Below are 21,339 nucleotides of genomic sequence, written 5' to 3'. Positions count from 1 at the left end.
ACTCAATTTGGGAATATAAAAGTACGTTTATCTGCAAAAATGCTGCGCTTAAAATTGATAACTCATACTTAAGCTTAAAGCGCGGCCAAAAATAGGGCGGGCATAATATTGATTTTGTTGATGAATTAAGCCACTTCGTGGGTTGCCTTCGGTTAAGCCTATGGTATTAAAAAGGTTAGTGATACTGAGCCCAAAAGTGAGCTGTTCACTCAGTGCCCATTGTGCGCTTGCATCAACAACGTAGTAAGCAGGCAGTGCAAATTGGTTGGCCACATCAGAATAACGCGTGCCGATATACGAAGCGGTGAGCGCCAGCTCGCCCTGCGAAAAGCGATATTTAGGTGTAATTCGCAATTGGGAATTAGGGGTGCGGGTAATTTGGTTATTGTTATATTGGCTTTCTGAGAGTGTGGTTGGAATGCCTTTAAAACGTCCTTTTTGCCATACAGCTACACCACTGACGGACCAATGTTCCGAAAAATTTTTTGCAAATTCAAGCTCCATGCCATAGGTTTGTGTGCTAATAAAAATCCCCAGCTGGGTATTTTGGTTGCCTTGATAAACAGTAAAAGGCAATGGGTCGAATTGGGTTTCAAACAAACTGGCGCTGATGAATCCCGAGGTGTCGGCAATGCGCGTACCCCACTCAATAAAATGAAGCTCAACCGGCTGGCCAAATCCAAGAGTTTCAGGAATGGAATCAAGATAAGGGCCATAACCGAGGGTATTACCAAAGTTGAGTAATTTGGGCATTTCAAAGGCATTGGCCATACGAACATAGGTTGCAGCCGCATCAGCAAATTGCCAGTTAAGCCCTGCACTGATGGCGGTTTTGGTAAATTGCTCGGATTTTTCAAAATTATAAGGACTACTTTGATTGATGGTTTGATGCTGCGAATATTGGCTTTGCTGATCAGTCTTGGCGCTTGAGGTTAAATGTAACCACTCAGTTCGTGCGCCAAAATCAACCGTCAGTGTGTCGGTCATTGAGTAGCGGACATTGCCATAAACCGAATGAGACTTGGCTTCGCCTTGGCCTGTTATATAAGCGGGTCCCGAAAAGGATAAAATACCCGCCGGATTAAGCGTTGCCACTTTTTGGTTAAATGAATCAATTGCAACGGTTTCGATTGGGTTAGGTTGATGGGTGACATCTGTTAAAATTTGCCCTAACCAGCGATCATGAGGTAGCTCTGAAAAGTCATTATAGGCCCACAAAGAGCCCAGCATAAGTTCAGTGTGTTCATTGATTTGCCAATTAAGGCTTAGGCGATTAATCCACTGAATTTGCTGATATTCAGCATACAAAGGGTAAGAAAATGTCACTAAGCCATTATTGTTTAGTTGTCCGGGATTAAGATATTGCTGCGTCACAGGAGAATAAAGCGCAGCGGTTGTGCCAGGATAGTGTGCTAAAAATTGGTTTACGGGTGCACTGGTTAACCAATTTTTGGCGAGTAGTAATGTTTCATTACCTTGATTCATTAAAGTATATAACGTGGTGGATAAATCAGAAAGTCGACTTTTATTACTCAGTTGCAGTGTGTCACTCAGCGATAAATCAAGTAAGTGAGTCAGACTCATCGCGCGGGTTTTTTGTCCATCGGCCAAATCATAACGGCGTTCTTTTCCATCATGGGGTGCAAAAAAATAGCGTAATTGTGGGCTTAATAAGGTACTGGTGCCTGCATCTAACGAGGTAATGGCAGAGGGTTTTTTTTGGTTTTGCATAGGAATAGGTGAAAAGAAACTGGTTTTATCATCCAGATATTTCACCACCCATTGTTGGGTATAATGCGCCGCCATTTGATTGATTCGAATGCTGAATTGACCACCTTGGTCGCTGGTAAAACCAGGTTCACGAATGCCCGTTGATTGGCGATAAAATCCACCAAATAATACGTACCAGCTATCACTGAGTGAATGGCTATATACGCCATCAAGTCGTTGATAACCATAATTAATAGCATGGGTTAATTTTAATTTTTTCTGGTCACTGTCGCCAGTTTGGCCAATAAAGTTAACGTTGGCCGCAGGGCCATTGACGCTAAAAATACCGCTGCTGCCGCCGCGCACAATTTGAATGGCGGCGGTGGTAAAATCTTGGCGTAAGAAAAAATCGGGCCATATGCCATCGTAAACAACAGGCAAATCATCTTCAAGCAAACTAATAAAACGAAACCCTTCACCACCACGCAGCCCTCTGGGAGCGACATTATTGTTGGTTTCTCCGCCTGAGTTTTCGACCCAAAATCCTGGGGCGTTATTAAAGGTATCGGCGGTACTAAACGGTACTTGATTGTAAAGTTGGTCAGAATTTAAATACGTAATCGATAATGAGGAGCTTAAAATAGATCTATTTGAGCTGCCTTGACCTGATACTAAAATACGCTCAAAGACAGAGGCACTTTGATTACCCTCATCTACTGCCGATGGCCGTGTGGTGATCACCACGGTATTGAGCTCAGGGTATAAGGTGTATGTCCAAGGTGTATGCGTCAGGAGGTGGTCAAGCTCAGCGCTTAAACTTGCAGGTTGGGTTAATCTGCGCACCCTAGGTTCTGCATCAAGGGGGGCCATACTCAGTTGCCAATGATGGTGTTTGGCGACATTAAATAAGGCGTCAGTGAGGGAGAGTGTGCTTGTAGCGAGGGCGGAGAGATGCCACACACTGATGCACAGCATAAAGGCGCAGCGTGAGAAAATGTGTAAAAACGATGAATGCTGTTGCTTGGCCATGTTCCCTTTTTTGAGCAGTCAGGTGAGAGTTTTGACTGCTCAGTGTGTGTGAGTTTATGTCATTGAGCGATTGAACTTAAGTCTTACTCTTGTGACGCCCGCTTTTGCAGGATGCGGGTATTGTCGACCTTCACCAATTTTATTTGATATAAATGGGCAAGCGAGCTTAACCATTGCTCGACCTTATCGTGATGGACTTGGCCCGAATATTTGTAGCTTGCAATGTCGTTGTCGGCTAGATAAATATTGAGAGTGGTAAAACGTCTAATGTCATGCAAGACCTCACCCAGTGGTACATCATGGTATTCTAATAATGGGCTTTGCCATTCAAATACTTGATGTACATCATAAGGCTGCTTTGTTGGGATTAACGCTTGGCTAAGCTCGGTTTGTTCACCCAATTTCAGCGTCACACTGTGTGTGCTGTTTGCTGGCATCGCCGCTACTTTTCCTTCTAACACCGCGACATTGACATGATTAACATGAGCTTTAACGACAAACTCGGTGCCAATTGCGGTGGCGCTGTGCCCTTGGTGGCTCACGACAAACGGGCGCTTTGGATCTTTGGCTACTTTAAATACAGCGATACCTTGCAGTAACTCGATGGCCCGTTTATTGGGGTCAAAAGCGACACTCATTTTGCTATCAGCGCCAAGCGTGACTTGGCTGCCATCGGCTAATTGCCAGCTTTGGTGAGTGGCCGTTGTGGTTTGATAAATAATGGGGCTGTGGGCAGCCAAAATTGGAGTCGGACTATGTTTATCAATTAATTGTGATTGTTCAAATGGTATAAAACTAAACGTGATAACAAACAAGGCGCACGCCGCTATGCCCGCAGGCCACATCGGTGCTAAGGAAAAACGACTTTTAATTGTCTGGCGCACTGTTTGCCACCAGGTTTTAGCATTCGGCTTTGGTAATTCGTTTAGGCAATCTGTTGGGAGTTCGCCAGCCAACCCCCACATGATTTGTAGCTTGTTAAATTCCTGCTGATGGCGAGTGTCTTGTTCAAGCCATGCTTTAAAAGCTTGCTCAGTTTGAGTGCTGTTATCTTCTTCTAATGCTAATAACCAGTTCACAGCTTCATCTGCAATGCGGTTGGGCTCAGGTGTTGTTTTCATATTCATAGACTGCTTGTCTCAAAGTTCATGTTGCAAATGGTCATAGCAATGACGAATAGCACGTAACACATATTTGCGAACCATGCTTTGGGAAATGTCGAGTTGTTCACTAATTTGCTCATAACTGCATTCTTTTACTTTATATAAAATAAAGGCTTGTTGGCACTTTATCGGTAATTGTTTTATTAATACCGCCATTTGACCCAGTAACTGATGATGTTGGTTTGATTGCTCTGGACCGGATAAGGTATCAATTGAATTGATTTGCAGCTGTTCATCAAATTCAATGGGGCTTCTGGCCTGACTGCGTAATCTATCTATGGTTAAATTATTGGCAATTTTATATAAATAGGCCGCAATGTAACTTTCGATTTCTGGTTTGTCTAACCCTAACAGTTTAATAAAGGCTTCTTGAGCAATGTCTTCGGCTTCTCTTTGTACTAAGCCTTTTTTCATTATGTGATGAATCAGTTTTTGGTGATGCTGCTGATAAAGCTGCCGCACTTGTTCATTTTGTGATACCTGATCTTGTGGTTTGTTCAAATTGAGCTGCACCTAAGACTCCTATTTGGATAGAAAACGTGCGTTAATGGGGCAAACATGCTGCCCCATTGTTAAATACGATTACGGCATAACATAATCAGCGCGGCTGGTTTTCCCTGCGTGATTCTTGGTTCTCACCATCACTTTATCTGTGGGTGCAATATCAACGGGTTGATAATAAGGCAGCCAAGTTTGACCTTCATCCACAGAGTACTCTACTTGCATCCCAATAAAACGCGTATTAGCCAATAGTTTACCTTGCTCAATTTTGGCTCCAGCCAGTGGGATCCTAAAATTGACACCAGCGACATCGGTAATTTGGTTTTGTAAATCAACGGGTTTTACATAATTGAGTAACGGCAAGGCATACTGACCAAGCGTATTGGTAAAGGTATGCCATGCAGCGTCAATTGGAGAAACGCCATCTTGGTTTAATGGCGTTAATGCAGGCATATCTTGCACCCAAGCACGTTCGGCAGCGCCTAATAATTTAGGAAAAACCATGTAATCTAAATACAATAATAACGGCCAACCCTAATTGGTTAATGACTCAAGGCTATTGTTATGAATTGTCACGCTGCCAGAAAGTGTCGCAAAGGCATTCGGTGCGATAGTTGCGCATACTAAGCCAATCGCAAGAGGCTTTATTGCAGATTTAATCATCACGGTTTGTTTCCTGTTGGGTTAGTTATTATTAATTGCTATTAAAGGAAACGTTTTACGGCGCGATTTTGGGAATAAAAAAGAGATTAAATTTGAAAAGAGTGCACTGCCTCTCGTGAGTTGGGCACCCGAGCATCTTGAAAGACAACGGGTATAAACTTCTTAAGAAAAATATCTAATGGCTGACCCTGTTGGCTTTCGAGCTGAATGTGATAGATAATTACGTTATTATCTATCACATCAGTCTCGCGATTATAATCATTAAACTTAATCAATAAGCATTAGTTTATTTGAAACTCGAACGCACCAATATCAATCAATTTAGAGCCGTTATTATCACCATCTAAAGGTCTTTCAGTTCCATTAATATCAACATAAAGTGTTATGTCGGCACCTGCATCGATACTCGGTGAGTTAGCTTGTTGATAACCTAGATAATTAATGAGTGGATCCGCAAGCACACTGCCTGTCTCTTTTTGCTTATTCAGCATATTGAAAAAAGGAGTCTCAACGTCAAAAATAAGGTTGTTAAGGAGGTTAAAAGTAGATGCGGCAGAGAAGTCTTTTAAGGTACTACTGTAAGAGCCATTTTCTATAATAAACCGTGAGTTAGATATAATATTATTGGTCATATTGACCTCATAATGAGGTGTTACACCAGATCTATAGACTAACTCTAATACTCTGCCAATACCTTGAAAAGTATTATTATTCATGGTTATTTTAGCTTCAGGATAAGCACGAATAAAATCGCAGGCGAAGTAAATATCGGGGTGGGTTAGTAAGTTGCCTGAATACACATTATTTATTGCATTAATTGTTGTAGCTTTTGCATCTGTATAATAATCGCTAGTTTCAATAGAGGGGCAATGGTAGCGGTCGCGAATATAATCATAAAGATACCCTGTATCTAAAGCTGAACCTATGAAGCGATTTTGCGCTAAAGTCAGTGTGCTATTGTTCATGATAGTCGTCGAAGGTAAATGGTATTGTGTTCCATCGAACAGGTTATTGTTTATTTGCGAATGGCCTTCGTCAACCGTAATGTAGTGGCTTGCCAACGTAAAACCAATGAGTTGGCTACTTTGGCCAAGTTTAATTGTGGCTTCGTTAAAAAAAGGGTCGCCATCGCGATTGAAGTACAGTGTGGCGTTTTGTGATTGTGCTTGAAGTTGTATTTGCTTATTACTTAAGTCGAGCGGCCCCAAATAAATCCCATTTGGTACTGTGATTATGCTCATGCTTGAGGCTGTGTCTATCTGTTGCTGGATCCCTTGAGTTGGCTGCCCTACGACTAGCGGAAATTTTGCAAACCCAATCGCTTGCTCGTTAGTGGTATCACTTTTGGCTGTAAAACTGATATGCCCTTGACCTTGAGTATAACCAGAAATGGTTAATTTAAATTTATTATATGCATTCCTATAGCCGCTATTGTCAGTAAAAATCAGATGGTCATTTTCCAAGCAGTTATACCACGTATAGGTAGTTTGTTCATAACACTGGGCTGATAATAAGGTTGCAAATTCAGGCAGTTGAAGTTGAACTTTAAAATGATTCAACGGATCAATAGTACCTGAAGCGGTCTCTTTTTGTATAAAACTAAATTCAGCTTCTTTTTGGTTACCCACTAACATTACCATATTAAGTTGATCTGTAGGCACGTTAAAACCAAATTGAGCATCAATGGGAAGCCTGGCTATCTCGATTGTCGCATTATCATTTGTGGTATCAAAATCATGCCCTAAGTAGGTGACTTTAGCTAAAAGCGAGCTGGTAACTGCCAAAGTGTTATTTTTGTCTGCGGTTAAATACACTTTATGGTTTTGGCTACCCCCCGGTTTTAAATGATTAATTTGACAAGATAGCTGTAAAAGGTCCTCTGATACGGTACAAAGGCGATGTGATTGGTATGTTTTGCTATCAAATTGAGTGGGTGCTTGAGTTGTGTAGTTAACATTGGCAGTCGCAGTTTGGCTAGAATCAACATTGCTTGATATTAAGGCATCTACTTCAATAGTCGCACCATAACTTTTAGGCTCATGAGTGAGCGATATACTGATATCTGCTATCTTAGGGAGAATTTTAATATTAGTCGGGTGACCCCAATAGTGATACTCATCTAAGTTGCTATAGCCATCACCATCAAAATCGAGAGCTGCATCGGTGGCATCTAAGGGGTTAAATCCAAATGCGACTTCCCAGCCATTTGTCATCCCGTCGCCATCGTCATCAGCGAAGTCAAACAACATTGAAGCATTAAAGTATTCGTGTAAAAAAATGTATTCTGTTTGTGTTGCCGTGGCGTTAGCTGCATTTAAATGCGTTATTCGATAATAAGGGTAGCTTGAGGTAAGATTACCTCGTTGTTCACTATAAAACTCTACCGCAAGTGTTGAAGAGCTGTCGTTCGCGCCTTTAATGGTAAGGCTACCTTGTTCTTTAAGTGCCGAGCCTAGGGTTTCAAGCATAAAAAGCTCGGTAGTACGAACTTGCCAGTACCCTAAATCAGAGTCGTATATATCGCCTCTAACATAAAAACTATTATTATGGCTACACCAACCACTTGGACCGCCAACGCGGTAGGTCTTAAAATTAGAATAGAGCAGTTGATGCTTAGTTTGCGGGTCGGTAAATAACAAGTTATGGAGCTCTTCAGTTTTTGCACAATCCTCACCCAGCTCTTTGAATTGTGATGTGCCACTGAGTACTCTTTCACTGATTAAATCTGTGTTTAATAAGCTTTTGACTTGAATATTTTCAAAGATAATCGTGCTATCAATGAGTTCACCATTTGCTGAAAATTTATTTGCTCTGATAGTTGCTTTACCATTTGTGAGCATGCCATCTTCAGAGCAGTTATTAAAGCTAACTTGTTTTTCGTTATCAGAACTGCCATCTGCAATGCTTAAATTGCCTCCACCGCTACAAGTAGCCCCTACACTACCATGGTCATCGTTATAATCGGGAAGTAATTCTGGTGCGAGTAAGGCAATGTATGCATACACTTGGCCTAATGTTGCATTATTTAGCGCCGCGGGTGAAGCGTTGCCAGTATAAGCTTCTTTTACATTGATATATTGACTCAATGGGTCTGTTGAGGATTTACTTGGCTGTTGAGGGGATGTGTCGGGAGCACTATCAGAGCCGCCTCCACAGGCTGAAAGTAAACTAAAACAGCAGATTAGTATTATACGATTCATATAATAAACGTCCTTTTATTATTGTTATTTGAGCGCTTATTGAATTGAAAATATATAAGTCTCTGAGTCTTTTTGTGAGCCCAGATCATACCCTGCTATTTTAAAGTATTCAATTTGGAGACTGATAAAGTCTTATTTTTAACACGTATGCAGCATCATTTAAAAATAAAAATCATTTATATCTTTGAAATTAAATAATTTATTTTATTGCATTACTTACCTCATTATTTGATTGGGCTTTTCTATCAGCTAATCGCGTGGCTGCTAAATAGTGTTATGATTTATCTCGGTTTATAAAAAGCGGGCAATATTTCCCCTTTTTTCATGCAAGCTGCACTTTAAATGTAAGTCTTTATGCACAAAAGCAGTGTCTTTTTCTGGGTTATAAATAGTTTATATGATCGGGCTTTATATTTTTGGTGTATTTTGTTCTCTATCCTAAAACCCTTATTACTTGTAGTTACCTCTCAAGCAGTTAGACTAGCGACTGACTTTTATGTACGAGTACGTTTTTTTGCAGCCTTTACCTGACTCATTTATTGCGCCTAAGTGCGAGCAAGCCATTGAGATTTTATATCAAGATGAGGCGATTTTACTCATCAACAAACCAAGTGGTTTATTGAGTTTGTCGGGTAAAAATCCGGCGAATTTAGACTCGGTACATTATCGTTTATGCCAAGATTTTCCAGCGGCCACTTTGTTGCACCGCCTTGATTTTGGCACTTCGGGCATTATGTTGGTGGCGTTAAATAAAACGATTAATGCGGCGTTGATGAGTCAGTTTCAACAACGAGCCATTCAAAAAACCTATACCGCGATTTTAGCTGGGCAGTTAACACCGCTAAGTGGCTCAATTAATTTACCGATTGCTAAAGCTGAATTTCCGCGCCATGCGGTGTGTTTGCAAAGCGGTAAACACGCGCAAAGTGATTATGAAGTGCATAGCTATTGCAAACACACCGATAGCACAAAGGTGACTTATTTTCCGGTGACGGGGCGCACCCACCAATTGCGCATTCATAGCCAAGCCATTGGCCACCCGATTTTAGGCTGCGATCTGTATGGCACAGCGCACAGTTTAGCCCAAGCGTCACGTTTGATGTTGCATGCAACGTCGCTCACCTTTAGGCATCCTGCTACCTTGCAGCTTGTTGAAGGCGTGTGCCCATGCCCCTTTTGATAAGGTAACAGGCTATGTTAAAGCCCGACTTAACCACCAATTTAAGTATCAACTCAAGCACCTTAGACTTTAATTTGCCCAGCGAGTCGATTTTTTGTGAAACGGTTCACGATACGGTGCTTGACGTGAGGCAGCAGCACCACTACCGCTGGCTATCTATGACGCCAATTGACGCGCCGAAATCCTCGGGGTCTGCGGTGCAAGGGGTGATTGACTTACACCATCCCCATCAGCTTTATTTACCTTATTGCCAAGCTATGTTGTTATTTTTACTTTGGAAACCTTCGGTCACATCGGTTTTAAATTTAGGCATGGGTACTGGTTCGTTTGAGCGTGCGTTTAAAGCAGTACCTTACGTAAGTTGTACATCGGTTGAGGCTAATGCTACCGTTGTGGCACTTGGCAAACGCTATTTTGCTATTGCAGACAATACCCCTGTCGAAATCACTGCAGCGCAGCAATATTTGGCACAAACAGGGCCGCAATTTGATGTTATTTTGTGTGATTTATTTACTGATAAACACCCAAGCGAATGTATTTATCAAGGGTCGTTTTATCAAAATCTTGCAAAAACACTTGCTCCACAAGGCTGTGTGGTGATGAATATAATGGTTGAAAATGAGGCGCAACTCATTGAGATTTTAACTAGCCTACGTACGTATTTTGCATCAGTGATGTTGGTTGATTTTGCAGATTATCGAAATATTGTGGTGTTTGCATCGCAAGATTTATTGCCCACTCGCGCAGCTTTGCGTTCAGCCTTGCCTTTTAATAATAAGGTCTTGGCAATTGATTTTGAACCGTTTATTTCTCGCCTTATTACGCTTTAAACAGGTTTATAACGAAATAAATGTCATTTTGGGTACAGATCGGACCATTTACACTTTTTAAACGTTTATTATCTCACTGCTAGCATAATCCTTTTGGCTGAGGGTGAGATGACGAACCTTCCTGTAAAACAGGATGGTTAAACTCGGTCACTTCCATTTTTTATCCTTATTTGGCTTGTATGCTAGCGCCAGCATTCGTTTTATTAACCGTAATATCAAGCGTAAATCTTACAAGGGATTGAATATGGATACATGCCTTCAGCAATTTTTAGATGTGTGGCAGCCTTATCAAAAAGAGTTGTTTAGTTATGTGGATTGCGATTTAGATAAATTTCTCGACAATCATTGCACAACTTTAGGTACAAATCAGTTGATTGACGTAAAAAAGCGTAAAGAACTTATTTATGACTTATGTAAACAAGTGCAGTGCACGTTGCTCGATATTGGTGAAAGCAACTTAGTTATTTCGCCAATGTACCACTGGAATGAGCTGTTGGTTAAATACCCTAAAATTAATCAGATTGGTTTTCAAACCCCTTTTAGTTTTTTAAGCCATTGGCTGTCTTTACATCATTTAACGCAATTGACCAAAGAAGATGGATTTCGTGAGGCATTACTACTTGTTGACCGTTATATTGCTTTGCTTGAATACAAATACGAACAAAGTGCTGAGCGTGCCAAACACCCAGTCCAAGTTTCATAATCAGTTATTGGGCTGCCGTAATACGCTGGTTAGTCATGTTAAAAAGAGATTCAGTTTTCTTTACAGCTCTTTTTACCCTCGCTGAGCATGTAACGCTTGGCGGTCGATGCGAATAAAATAGTCTTTTAAATAATCAATTAGCAGCCTGAGCTTTTTTGAGCTGGCACTGCCGGGCGGAAACACGCCATAAATATCAATATTACTCAGTTGATAGTCATCTAAGATAGTTTCAAGGGTGCCTGCTTGAATTTTAGGCCAAGCATCGTACACCGGAATGCGCCCTAAACCGTGTCCACCTTCAATAAAGGCGGTACGTGCGGCGGCGTTATTGGTGCTGATACTGCCTTTAACCGCCACGCTGTAAGAACGGCTGCCTTTACTGAGCTTAATTGCCCCTGAGGTGAGTTTGTAAATTACCCAATCGTGTTGTTCAAGCTCGGTCGGGGTGGTGGGGCGACCATGCTTTTTAAAGTAATCGGGTGAGCCGCACAAACACGTGGCAAGGGTTGAAAGTTTGCTCGCTTGTAAGTTTGAATCAACCAAAGGTGCGCCCCGAATGGCCAAATCAATCCCCTCTTGCATAATGTTAACTACCTCATCGGTCAGCATTACATCAAGCTCAATTTTAGGATAAAGGCGGCGAAATTCATTCAGCGCGGGCACAATCATTTGCAAACCCGCATTAACTGGGCAGGTTATTTTTAATAGGCCTTCGGGTTCGTGTTTTAGGTTTTCTATTTGCTGATTAGCAAGGGCGGCTTGCTCGGCAATAATGCGACACGACTGATAATACTCATTGCCTGCTTGAGTCAAAGAGAGTGATCGTGTTGAGCGATTAAGTAATTTTACCCCCAATTGTGATTCGAGCTTTTTAAGATGATAACTCACCACCGCGCGCGATAAACCTATGTGTTTTGCTGCTGCGGTTAAGTTGCCTTGTTCAACCACTTGGGCAAACACCACCATGCTTTTGAGTTGTTCAAATGACACATTCATTGCGTTATTGTATCAATAATTCTAACAGTGAAGTTCATTTTATCCATATTGTTAGATTTAGCTAGTAGGCCTACACTGGTTTCACTGATTAAAGGTCAGTTAATCGTCAAACCCAATAACGAGGCGTCACAATGAATAATGTAGCAAGCAAACATGTATTAATGGTTCTCACTTCTCACGATAAATTAGGCAACCTTGATGAAAAAACCGGTTTTTGGGTTGAAGAATTTGCCGCACCTTATTATGCCTTTATTGATGCGGGCGTGAAGGTCACGCTTGCCTCACCGCTAGGCGGCCAACCGCCCATAGATCCAAAAAGTGAATTAGCTGATTTTCAAACTGCCGCAACACAACGTTTCGATAACGACGACGCGGCAAAAAACCAATTAGCCAATACCTTAGTACTGGCCGATTTAAACGCAGCCGATTACGACGGTGTATTTTACCCAGGCGGCCATGGCCCACTTTGGGATTTAACCGATAACGCCGCATCTATCGCTCTGCTTGAAGCCTTTTTAGCCGCCAATAAACCAGTGGCTGCGGTATGCCATGCAACCGCTGCCTTACTAAACATTAAAACTGCCACAGGTAACTTTGTCGTAAAAGGCAAAGCAGTAACCGGTTTTAGTAATACCGAAGAAGAAGCCGTGCAATTGACCGACGTAGTGCCGTTTTTACTTGAAGATGAGCTAAAAAAACGGGGCGCAGATTATCAAAAAGTGGCCGATTGGCATGCTTTCTCCGTACAAGATGGATTGCTGATCAGCGGTCAAAACCCTGCTAGTTCAGAATTAACCGCCGAAAAACTATTAACAGCAATGGCTTAACAATTAATTAGGAATAAAAAATGTTTAATTTTAGCTTTGAAAACAGTACTCATATTCATTTTGGCGAAGGTCAAATAGCAGCCATTACCGATGCCATTCCTAAGTCGGCACGCATTTTAGTGACCTACGGTGGCGGTTCAATTAAAAGCAATGGCGTGTACGACCAAGTAGCAACCGCACTTAAAGATCATACCTGGTTTGAGTTTTCAGGCATTGAGCCCAACCCAAGTTACGATACGTTAATGAAATCTCAAGCACTAATTCGTGAACATAACATTGACTATTTATTGGCTGTAGGCGGTGGTTCTGTGGTTGATGGCACTAAATTTATTGCCGCTGCAGCACTTTATGAAGGCGACGATCCGTGGGATCTGGTTGCAAAGCAACAGCCTATTAGCGCAGCGTTACCAATTGGTTGTGTACTGACGTTACCAGCCACTGGTTCTGAAAGTAACATTGCCGCCGTGATCACTCGCAATGGCGACAAGCTTCCGTTTATGAGCCCGTTGGTGCGCCCAGTGTTTGCAGTATTAGATCCTGCGGTAACGTTATCGCTCTCCGATCGCCAAATTAGTAATGGCGTAGTCGATGCCTTCGCTCATATTATGGAGCAATACCTGACTTATGACGTTAATGGCAAAGTGCAAGACCGCTTTGCCGAAGGCTTATTACTGACCTTAATTGAAGAAGGCCCCAAAGCCCTTGCAGATGAAACCAAACACGATTTAGCGGTACGTGGCAACATTATGTGGGCAGCCACCATGGCATTAAATGGTTTAATTGGTGCTGGTGTTCCACAAGATTGGACCACGCACATGATTGGCCACGAATTAACGGCGTCTTATGGCATTGACCACGCACGTACGTTATCAATTGTATTGCCTGCGGTTATGAAAGTATGCAGCGATGCAAAACGTGAAAAATTATTACAATATGCATCGCGCATTTGGCAACTGAACGATGGTGATGACGCATCGCGTATTGCCCATGCCATAGCCTTAACTGAAGACTTCTTTACCACCATGCAAGTGCCAACGCGTTTGTCGCATGTTGAACTTGCAGACGATGCGATTGATGGTTTAGTGAATCAACTTGCTGCGCATGGCATGGTGAAGTTAGGTGAAAAAGGTGCGGTAACGCTTGATGTAAGCCGTGAAATTTTAGTGGCAGCGCTGTAAATCGCTGCCTTGTAAGGAAAGCAAAATGACCTCAAAGGTAACGGCTACAAAACACAGTCAATGGTTACGGGCATCAGGTCCTGTTTGCACTCTAAAATTGAGTGATTTTAATTTTGCACCCAACACTTTTTTAATTTAATCGGTACGAGTTTTTTATTTTATAGGAAACAAATATGTTAACCGTTCATCATTTAAATCAATCCCGTTCAAAACGGGTTTTGTGGTTACTCGAAGAGCTTGGCATCGCTTATCAACGCATTGATCATCAGCGTGATGCCAATTCGCGCCTAGCGCCAGCGAGCTTAAAAGCCATTCACCCATTAGGCAAAGCCCCTGTGATTGTTGATGGCGACATCACCTTGTGCGAATCGGGCGCAGTGCTTGAGTATATTCTTGATCAAGCGGGCGACTCAGCCCTTCGTCCAGCACGCGGTAGCGCCGATTATTATCGTTATTTAGAATGGTCACATTTTGCCGAAGGTTCGCTGGCATTGCCCGTGATCACCAGCTTATTACTGACGATGGAATCACGCACCGGCACGCAACCCCTAGATGGCTATATCGACAAAGAAAAGCAGGTTGATTTTAGCTATATCGAAGCAACACTCACCTCTCGCCCTTATTTTGCTGGTGATAACTTTACCGCCGCCGACGTCATGATGGCCGTAATGCTCGAGTTTGCCGCCAACTTAGGTTTATTAGCCGACTACCCGCACACACTCGCATACCTAAAAACCATGCAGCAGCGCCCAGCCTACCAAACCGCCGCCCAAATAGGCTAACTTTTTGTAGGTGCAAGCCTGCTTGCGAAGGCGAGCGAAGCTCGGCCGTTTTTGTGGGTCGGGCTTTGCCCGACATTTGTTGCATTGTGATTTTTCACCACAGAGCACACCGAGGCGCTGCGCTACACCGAGCTTTTTAGGGCTAGGTTGTTGGCGAATGGTAGGTCGGGTTTTAGCCCGACAGCTATTTAACAGCATTACTCGTTTTCACAGCAACAACAGCTTTTAAATTGAAAAACCGCTTATCAAATTAGCATTGTTGTCGCGCGGGCATGGGCAGCCAAGGGGAGGCTATCGCCGGTCTCCCCTTGGAACCCTCGGCGCCCCAGATTTTCAAAAAATAGGCAAACGACTCTTCAAAAATACTTTTGATGTGAACCATAAACGCCATGAAGCGGCATCCATGCCTTAGCATGGCTTGCTCGACTTCCTGTCGCGCATTATTCATCAAATCTATTTTTTCAGGTTTGATTTAAGGGGGAATTGTTTGCATCGGCGTGAGCTTTGATATTTGCGTAGGTGCAAGCCTGCTTGCGAAGTCGAGCGCAGCTCGGCAGGTTTTTCTTTAAGATAAATTAAATTATTTAGCCAAAAAGCAAGGCGCGACCCCATTGATTCTTCTTTTAAGTCTAGGGTAGCACAATGCAAGACCTGACCCCGTGATTGTGCTTTGACCCCGTGATTGTGCTTAAAATCATAAATGGAGTTTAGAAACGGTGAGTGCGTTTTCATAGATACCTTCCTTAATGCATGTATATATATATACAGTGTTGATGGGTTTCTCGTATAGTCAAGAAAACGAGCCACTGGGTCGTTTTCACTCCAAAGTAATTTTAGCCTTATGAGGAAGAAGGCTTTTTGTAGCAATATGTTATCCAATATGATAAAAATTCCGGAAGTAGAAACTCGAGACGGTTCACGGTAGAAAAACGACCCAATCGCTCGATATTAAATTGTTATGATTCAAAGAGGGCTCGGTGGCTCAATTAGACTTTTACGCAAATAGACAAGATATGTTTGATGTAATTGATTATATGTTTGATTTATCTCCTATGAGGCTTTTTGAAGCGAATTCTAGAGTGGATCAAGAAATAATGGAGTTCAAATCAAGCAAAGAACTTTCTGACTACCTTAATCTTCAAGAAAATCATTATGGTGTTTTTGTCAGAGGTTTTTGGGAGTCTGTCACTGTCAAACCAAAACCAAGAAGAATTAACTTAAATCCATCCATTGGTAATTTTAAATATGATTTTAACGGTGCTGGTGTATTTCAACTTCTCCAAGGTAGACCCCATGATTTAGCTGATAACTCATTAAACTTAAGTTGTTTCTCTCATTGGAATGAGAAAGGAGCACTTCAAAGAGCAAATTACTCAGACGACGATATCATGGGAGTTAATTGGGCGGAGTTTAAAAGCCTGTCTGGTAAACTTCATAGACATGTTCGAAATAAAATGGTTAAGGCTAAACTCTTTAAACGGCCAATTCTAAATGGTGCATATTCGGATTTGGAAAAAGGCGGTAAACTTTTTGGACAACCTGGAGTTTATTCCTTAGGTTCGGTAGAAATTGAATCATAACAAGTCATTAAAGCAGGACAAAAAACAGTTGGTTTTTGCTCCTTCGTCGCTTATTTTAACCAACTATTTTTAGCCTCTTAATGAGGCGTTATAAGCCAAAGGAATCTGCACTGTGAATCACGTAATGTTTGATATTGATGGAACACTTATCGAATCATATGATTTTGATTCTGAGTGTTTTACCGAAGCAGTTAAGGAAGTCACTGGATATGAGATTGATACCAATTGGTCTCGCTATAAACACGTAACGGACACTGGAATCCTTAATCAGTTTTTTAAAGAAACGAACATAGAGAATTCCGAAAGTGCTCATGAAAGCATTAAGAGTGTTTTCTTATCTAAAATACAAACTCGAATTGCAAGGAAGCCAATTAGTGAAATAGTTGGTGCCTCTGCATTTATCGCCAGTTTAAAAGAGTTAGAGAATGTTACAATTTCGCTTGCAACTGGCGGTTGGTATGAAAGTGCCATTTTAAAATTAGAGTCTGCTGGCATTGATATTTCAGGCATTCCAATTGCTTCTGCTAATGATCATCACTCAAGAATCGAGATTATGAAAATTGCTGAAAAAAGAGCGGTTAAGGAAACTCGTTTATCATTCACATATTTTGGTGATGGAAGTTGGGATTTGAAAGCCTGCAAAAAACTTGGTGTTAACTTTGTTTTAGTTGGTGATAAACTCAAACATAATCAGTCAATTACAAACTTTAAAAAACCAAACGAAGCATTTGCGTATATTGGCTTATAACAAGTCATTTAAACGGACGCGTAACAGTTGGCTCGCGCTCGTTCCTCGCTAAGTTTAGCCAACAGTTTCGCGCCGCTTAATGAGGCGTTATATGCCAAAGAGTATGAATTGAATATCGTTATTTTTTTGATTTTATTTACCGCTTATTTTGGGTGCTGCTTAGTTGCTGTAAAACTCCATAAATACGTGGCAGATAAACTCAAAACTGTTAAGAAACAAGGGTGGTTTAATTTATTAGCTCAGTATTTTTGGTTTCTCTTATTCATCATTTCTTATATTCCGTTCAGCATATTTTTCCCAGCTTGGCTTAATTCACAGGTCAGAGTCCTTCAAGAGTCTAAAAATGTAACTGGTATCCTAATATTAGTCGGGTGTTTTACATTGGCAATTACTATGTGGTTAGGGTATAAAAAGTCTAAGCAGAACAATTGGTAACTGGCATATAACAAGTGCCTAAACCAAAGGACGCAAAACAGCAGGCTTGCGCTCCTTCGTCGCTAATTTTAGCCTGCTATTTTGCGCCGGTTAGGCAAGCGTTATATTAAAAAGGAAGTCCAGTGAAACTCTTCGGTCGTACAACGTCCTTTAATGTCCAAAAAGTACTTTGGTTATTAGAAGAATTAAATGTAAATTATGAGCATAAGGAACTTGGTGGCCGTTTTGGTGGGTTGGATGATCAAGACTTTATTAAATTAAACCCAATGAAAAAAGTGCCGGTTTTAATTGATGGAGGTAAATCTGTTTGGGAATCGCACACTATCTTGAGGTATTTAGCTGCGAGTTACGGAAATGAAAATTGGTATCCTGCCTGTCCTTATGAGCGCTCATTAAGTGAACGATGGTTAGATTGGTCGCAAACAGTTTTTCAGCCTGCGTTTATGGGAACATTTTGGGGCTATTACCGAAAGCCAGAAAATAAACGTGATATGGAAGCGGTAAATAAAATACATGACACCCATAAATATCTCGTTGAAAAACCACAATAGAGGGTCTAATTTTAATTAATCACTTCGAGTTTTGGTGGTTCTCATGGCACAAGCAAGACGTTCGTTAATTGATTTAGACTCCACACCTTATTATCACTGCATCAGTCGCTGTGTTCGCAGGGCATTTCTAGCGGGTTTTGATAAATACTCAGGTCAAAATTTTGAACATCGACGTGTGTGGTTAGTTGAGCGATTTAAACGGCTATCGCAAGTGTTTGCCATTGATATTGCGGCCTATGCGGTGATGTCGAATCATTACCATTTGGTGCTTAGGGTCGATAGAAGTAGGGCATTAAACTGGTCAAAGGATGAAGTGATTGAACGCTGGTATCAGTTGTATCACGGCACAATTTTGGTTGGCCGCTATCGTAAAGGTGAAAAGCTCGATAAAGCCTATATGTACAGCGTTGATAAAACGGTCGAAGTTTGGCGAGCTAGGCTTTACGACATCAGTTGGTACATGCGTAACCTTAACGAATTCATTGCCAGAGAAGCCAATAAAGAAGATAACTGCACAGGCCGATTTTGGGAGGGGCGCTTTAAGTCGCAAGCTTTACTGGATGAACAAGCCGTACTCAGTTGCATGATGTACGTCGATTTAAACCCAATCAGAGCCAAAATGGCCAATAATCTGCAAGATAGCGACTTTACGTCTATTCAAGAACGCATAGTTCATTATAAAAAACAGACCACATCAGAAAACATCGAACACACTACCCAGCAACCAAAGCAACTCATGGCGTTTGGCAGTAACCAAAACAATCAAACCATTCCCTTTAGGTTATTAGATTATTTAGAAATAAAATACATGACACCCATAAATATCTCGTTGAAAAACCACAATAGAGGGTCTAATTTTAATTAATCACTTCGAGTTTTGGTGGTTCTCATGGCACAAGCAAGACGTTCGTTAATTGATTTAGACTCCACACCTTATTATCACTGCATCAGTCGCTGTGTTCGCAGGGCATTTCTAGCGGGTTTTGATAAATACTCAGGTCAAAATTTTGAACATCGACGTGTGTGGTTAGTTGAGCGATTTAAACGGCTATCGCAAGTGTTTGCCATTGATATTGCGGCCTATGCGGTGATGTCGAATCATTACCATTTGGTGCTTAGGGTCGATAGAAGTAGGGCATTAAACTGGTCAAAGGATGTACATAAAATACATGACACCCATAAATATCTCGTTGAAAAACCACAATAGAGGGTCTAATTTTAATTAATCACTTCGAGTTTTGGTGGTTCTCATGGCACAAGCAAGACGTTCGTTAATTGATTTAGACTCCACACCTTATTATCACTGCATCAGTCGCTGTGTTCGCAGGGCATTTCTAGCGGGTTTTGATAAATACTCAGGTCAAAATTTTGAACATCGACGTGTGTGGTTAGTTGAGCGATTTAAACGGCTATCGCAAGTGTTTGCCATTGATATTGCGGCCTATGCGGTGATGTCGAATCATTACCATTTGGTGCTTAGGGTCGATAGAAGTAGGGCATTAAACTGGTCAAAGGATGAAGTGATTGAACGCTGGTATCAGTTGTATCACGGCACAATTTTGGTTGACCGCTATCGTAAAGGTGAAAAGCTCGATAAAGCCTATATGTACAGCGTTGATAAAACGGTCGAAGTTTGGCGAGCTAGGCTTTACGACATCAGTTGGTACATGCGTAACCTTAACGAATTCATTGCCAGAGAAGCCAATAAAGAAGATAACTGCACAGGCCGATTTTGGGAGGGGCGCTTTAAGTCGCAAGCTTTACTGGATGAACAAGCCGTACTCAGTTGCATGATGTACGTCGATTTAAACCCAATCAGAGCCAAAATGGCCAATAATCTGCAAGATAGCGACTTTACGTCTATTCAAGAACGCATAGTTCATTATAAAAAACAGACCACATCAGAAAACATCGAACACACTACCCAGCAACCAAAGCAACTCATGGCGTTTGGCAGTAACCAAAACAATCAAACCATTCCCTTTAGGTTATTAGATTATTTAGAACTCGCCGATTGGAGTGGACGGCACATAGACCCAAAAAAGCGCGGTGCAATTAGCAAAGCTCAACCCAAAATATTAGTCGAGCTGGGTATAGAAACTGCTGTGTGGCTTGAAACCGTACAAAATTTCCGGCGACAATACAGCAACTTCGCAGGCCAACCGAGTGTGCTTAGGCAATGCGCCCATCAACATCAACAAAGTTGGTATCGCGGAGTCGGCTAGTCACAATCTCTAATCTGTATTTAAGTAAACAAGGCATCAGCCTAGTTTTACCATGCCTGAAAACCGGATATTTCATATAAATTTATATTTACTCAATACTCACTAGCGGTTTTGTTGGTATAAAAGCGCAATATATATGTCTTTCAAGCAGTCGTTAATCAATCCATTACTCCCTTTGAAATAGACTTTGTATTGTTTTTTAATATAAATTATTTAAAATCAATGAGGTATTTATGAGTGTCATGTTTTTTGCTATGTTTTTTGCTGACAGCTTGATAAATTAAACACCGATAAAATCATAGACAAACACTCCATTAAATTTACCGCAGATAGTGGCTTTAACAGCGAAGCGAACCTTGAGTTCATGGCGCAAAGTGGCTTTGATAGTTACATAGCTGATAATCAGTTTAGAAAACGCAACCCGCTGTTTAAAGAGAGCGAAACCTACGAAACAGAGCAAGAAAAACGCCGATTAAAACGCAGTCAAGGCAAGCCACGGTTATTCACCTCAGATGACTTCCACTATGATGAAGCAACCCAAACCTGCCGCTGCCCCGCAGGCAATGAGATGTGGCGAAGCGGCATTAATGTAAACAGCCATAACCAACAATACACCCGGTTCTGCGGTTATTTAAAAGACTGTAAAATCTGCCCACTGCAACAGCAGTGCATGCGAAAAGCACCGATAAAAACAGGGCGGCAAGTGCAGTTTAAAAATGATGAATCGCGCAAAAAAGTCAGTTACATCGACAAAATGAAAGTCAAAATAGACAGCCCAATGGGGCGACGACAATACAGTAAGCGACTTGGCTGTATCGAGCCCGTGTTCGGGAATATTACGGTAAACAAAGGCATGAATAAACTGACCTTACGGGGTCAAACGAAAGTGAATGCGCAATGGCAACTGTATTGCTTGGTTCATAATATCGAAAAACTGCAAAATAGAATGCATTAAGCCGGGGAAACCCTTTTTACCCTTAAAAAAGCCGCAAAACCCCTATTGAAACCGCAAGAAAACCCACCTAAAACCTCGATTTA

Annotated in this window: 19 protein-coding genes and 2 pseudogenes; 13 read left to right on the top strand and 8 right to left on the bottom strand. The window is 41.6% G+C overall.

All coding sequences use genetic code 11. The features are described from left to right. Nucleotides 1-48: 48 nt before the first annotated feature. The 6 genes from AC3KZC_RS20170 to AC3KZC_RS20145 all read right to left on the bottom strand — a co-directional run bounded on the left by AC3KZC_RS20170 (nucleotide 49) and on the right by AC3KZC_RS20145 (nucleotide 8,266). Nucleotides 49-2,739: a TonB-dependent receptor domain-containing protein gene (locus AC3KZC_RS20170; RefSeq protein WP_490577158.1), complete on the bottom strand. Its 2,691-nt coding sequence runs from the start codon at nucleotides 2,737-2,739 to the stop codon at nucleotides 49-51. An 83-nt stretch (nucleotides 2,740-2,822) separates the two neighbouring features. After that, the gene (locus tag AC3KZC_RS20165; protein WP_490310619.1) at nucleotides 2,823-3,860 is read right to left on the bottom strand and encodes a FecR family protein; all 1,038 of its coding nucleotides are present in this window, start codon (nucleotides 3,858-3,860) and stop codon (nucleotides 2,823-2,825) included. Nucleotides 3,861-3,878: 18 nt separating this feature from the next. After that, the gene (locus tag AC3KZC_RS20160) at nucleotides 3,879-4,415 is read right to left on the bottom strand and encodes an RNA polymerase sigma factor (RefSeq protein ID WP_490577157.1); all 537 of its coding nucleotides are present in this window, start codon (nucleotides 4,413-4,415) and stop codon (nucleotides 3,879-3,881) included. Nucleotides 4,416-4,484: 69 nt separating this feature from the next. Further along, nucleotides 4,485-4,907, bottom strand: coding sequence for a chitobiase/beta-hexosaminidase C-terminal domain-containing protein (locus AC3KZC_RS20155; protein WP_490577156.1), 423 nt, complete (start codon nucleotides 4,905-4,907; stop codon nucleotides 4,485-4,487). A 30-nt stretch (nucleotides 4,908-4,937) separates the two neighbouring features. After that, nucleotides 4,938-5,069 carry a hypothetical protein gene (locus AC3KZC_RS20150; RefSeq protein WP_490577155.1) on the bottom strand — a complete coding sequence of 44 codons (132 nt, stop codon included), beginning with the start codon at nucleotides 5,067-5,069 and terminating at the stop codon, nucleotides 4,938-4,940. A gap of 278 nt (nucleotides 5,070-5,347) precedes the next feature. Beyond that, nucleotides 5,348-8,266 carry a choice-of-anchor Q domain-containing protein gene (locus tag AC3KZC_RS20145; RefSeq protein ID WP_490577154.1) on the bottom strand — a complete coding sequence of 973 codons (2,919 nt, stop codon included), beginning with the start codon at nucleotides 8,264-8,266 and terminating at the stop codon, nucleotides 5,348-5,350. 496 nt (nucleotides 8,267-8,762) lie between these two features. Between AC3KZC_RS20145 and AC3KZC_RS20140 the strand changes: the two genes are divergently transcribed. From AC3KZC_RS20140 to AC3KZC_RS20130, 3 genes are all read left to right on the top strand, one after another. Further along, a complete protein-coding gene (locus AC3KZC_RS20140; RefSeq protein ID WP_490577153.1) occupies nucleotides 8,763-9,446 on the top strand; it encodes a pseudouridine synthase in 684 nt (227 codons plus the stop codon). A gap of 14 nt (nucleotides 9,447-9,460) precedes the next feature. Further along, nucleotides 9,461-10,276 (top strand): spermidine synthase, encoded by an 816-nt coding sequence (locus AC3KZC_RS20135; protein WP_490577152.1) that lies wholly within the window; start codon nucleotides 9,461-9,463, stop codon nucleotides 10,274-10,276. 244 nt (nucleotides 10,277-10,520) lie between these two features. Then, a complete protein-coding gene (locus AC3KZC_RS20130) occupies nucleotides 10,521-10,979 on the top strand; it encodes a hypothetical protein (protein ID WP_490577151.1) in 459 nt (152 codons plus the stop codon). A gap of 72 nt (nucleotides 10,980-11,051) precedes the next feature. On the opposite strand, the gene AC3KZC_RS20125 is transcribed toward AC3KZC_RS20130, so the two are convergent. Then, nucleotides 11,052-11,975, bottom strand: a complete 924-nt coding sequence (locus tag AC3KZC_RS20125) for a LysR family transcriptional regulator (protein ID WP_490577150.1) — start codon at nucleotides 11,973-11,975, stop codon at nucleotides 11,052-11,054. Between the two features lie 131 nt (nucleotides 11,976-12,106). Here AC3KZC_RS20125 and AC3KZC_RS20120 point away from each other — a divergent pair, with 131 nt between their 5' ends. The 3 genes from AC3KZC_RS20120 to AC3KZC_RS20110 all read left to right on the top strand — a co-directional run bounded on the left by AC3KZC_RS20120 (nucleotide 12,107) and on the right by AC3KZC_RS20110 (nucleotide 14,762). Next, nucleotides 12,107-12,802 (top strand): type 1 glutamine amidotransferase domain-containing protein, encoded by a 696-nt coding sequence (locus AC3KZC_RS20120; RefSeq protein ID WP_490577149.1) that lies wholly within the window; start codon nucleotides 12,107-12,109, stop codon nucleotides 12,800-12,802. A gap of 20 nt (nucleotides 12,803-12,822) precedes the next feature. Beyond that, nucleotides 12,823-13,980, top strand: a complete 1,158-nt coding sequence (locus tag AC3KZC_RS20115) for an iron-containing alcohol dehydrogenase (protein WP_490577148.1) — start codon at nucleotides 12,823-12,825, stop codon at nucleotides 13,978-13,980. A gap of 173 nt (nucleotides 13,981-14,153) precedes the next feature. Next, complete coding sequence (locus AC3KZC_RS20110) at nucleotides 14,154-14,762, top strand: glutathione S-transferase family protein (protein WP_490577147.1); 609 nt, start codon at nucleotides 14,154-14,156, stop codon at nucleotides 14,760-14,762. Between the two features lie 453 nt (nucleotides 14,763-15,215). Here AC3KZC_RS20110 and AC3KZC_RS20105 read toward each other — a convergent pair whose 3' ends face one another. Further along, nucleotides 15,216-15,494 (bottom strand): hypothetical protein, encoded by a 279-nt coding sequence (locus tag AC3KZC_RS20105; protein ID WP_490577146.1) that lies wholly within the window; start codon nucleotides 15,492-15,494, stop codon nucleotides 15,216-15,218. Between the two features lie 245 nt (nucleotides 15,495-15,739). Here AC3KZC_RS20105 and AC3KZC_RS20100 point away from each other — a divergent pair, with 245 nt between their 5' ends. From AC3KZC_RS20100 to AC3KZC_RS20070, 7 genes and pseudogenes are all read left to right on the top strand, one after another. Further along, nucleotides 15,740-16,342: a hypothetical protein gene (locus tag AC3KZC_RS20100; protein ID WP_490577145.1), complete on the top strand. Its 603-nt coding sequence runs from the start codon at nucleotides 15,740-15,742 to the stop codon at nucleotides 16,340-16,342. Between the two features lie 112 nt (nucleotides 16,343-16,454). Further along, nucleotides 16,455-17,090, top strand: coding sequence for an HAD family hydrolase (locus AC3KZC_RS20095; RefSeq protein ID WP_490577144.1), 636 nt, complete (start codon nucleotides 16,455-16,457; stop codon nucleotides 17,088-17,090). Nucleotides 17,091-17,647: 557 nt separating this feature from the next. Next, complete coding sequence (locus AC3KZC_RS20090; RefSeq protein ID WP_490577143.1) at nucleotides 17,648-18,076, top strand: glutathione S-transferase family protein; 429 nt, start codon at nucleotides 17,648-17,650, stop codon at nucleotides 18,074-18,076. Between the two features lie 43 nt (nucleotides 18,077-18,119). Continuing rightward, on the top strand, nucleotides 18,120-18,941 hold the full coding sequence (locus AC3KZC_RS20085) for a transposase (RefSeq protein WP_490577142.1): 822 nt from the start codon (nucleotides 18,120-18,122) through the stop codon (nucleotides 18,939-18,941). 24 nt (nucleotides 18,942-18,965) lie between these two features. Next, nucleotides 18,966-19,232: pseudogene (locus AC3KZC_RS20080) on the top strand (transposase); the annotation flags it as partial. Between the two features lie 94 nt (nucleotides 19,233-19,326). Next, complete coding sequence (locus tag AC3KZC_RS20075; RefSeq protein ID WP_490577141.1) at nucleotides 19,327-20,301, top strand: transposase; 975 nt, start codon at nucleotides 19,327-19,329, stop codon at nucleotides 20,299-20,301. A 268-nt stretch (nucleotides 20,302-20,569) separates the two neighbouring features. After that, a pseudogene (locus AC3KZC_RS20070) lies at nucleotides 20,570-21,256 on the top strand (transposase); the annotation flags it as partial. Nucleotides 21,257-21,339 lie beyond the last annotated feature (83 nt).

This window comes from Pseudoalteromonas sp. J2K-J031 (assembly GCF_058197095.2).
This window is presented reverse-complemented; position numbering and strand designations above follow the sequence as displayed.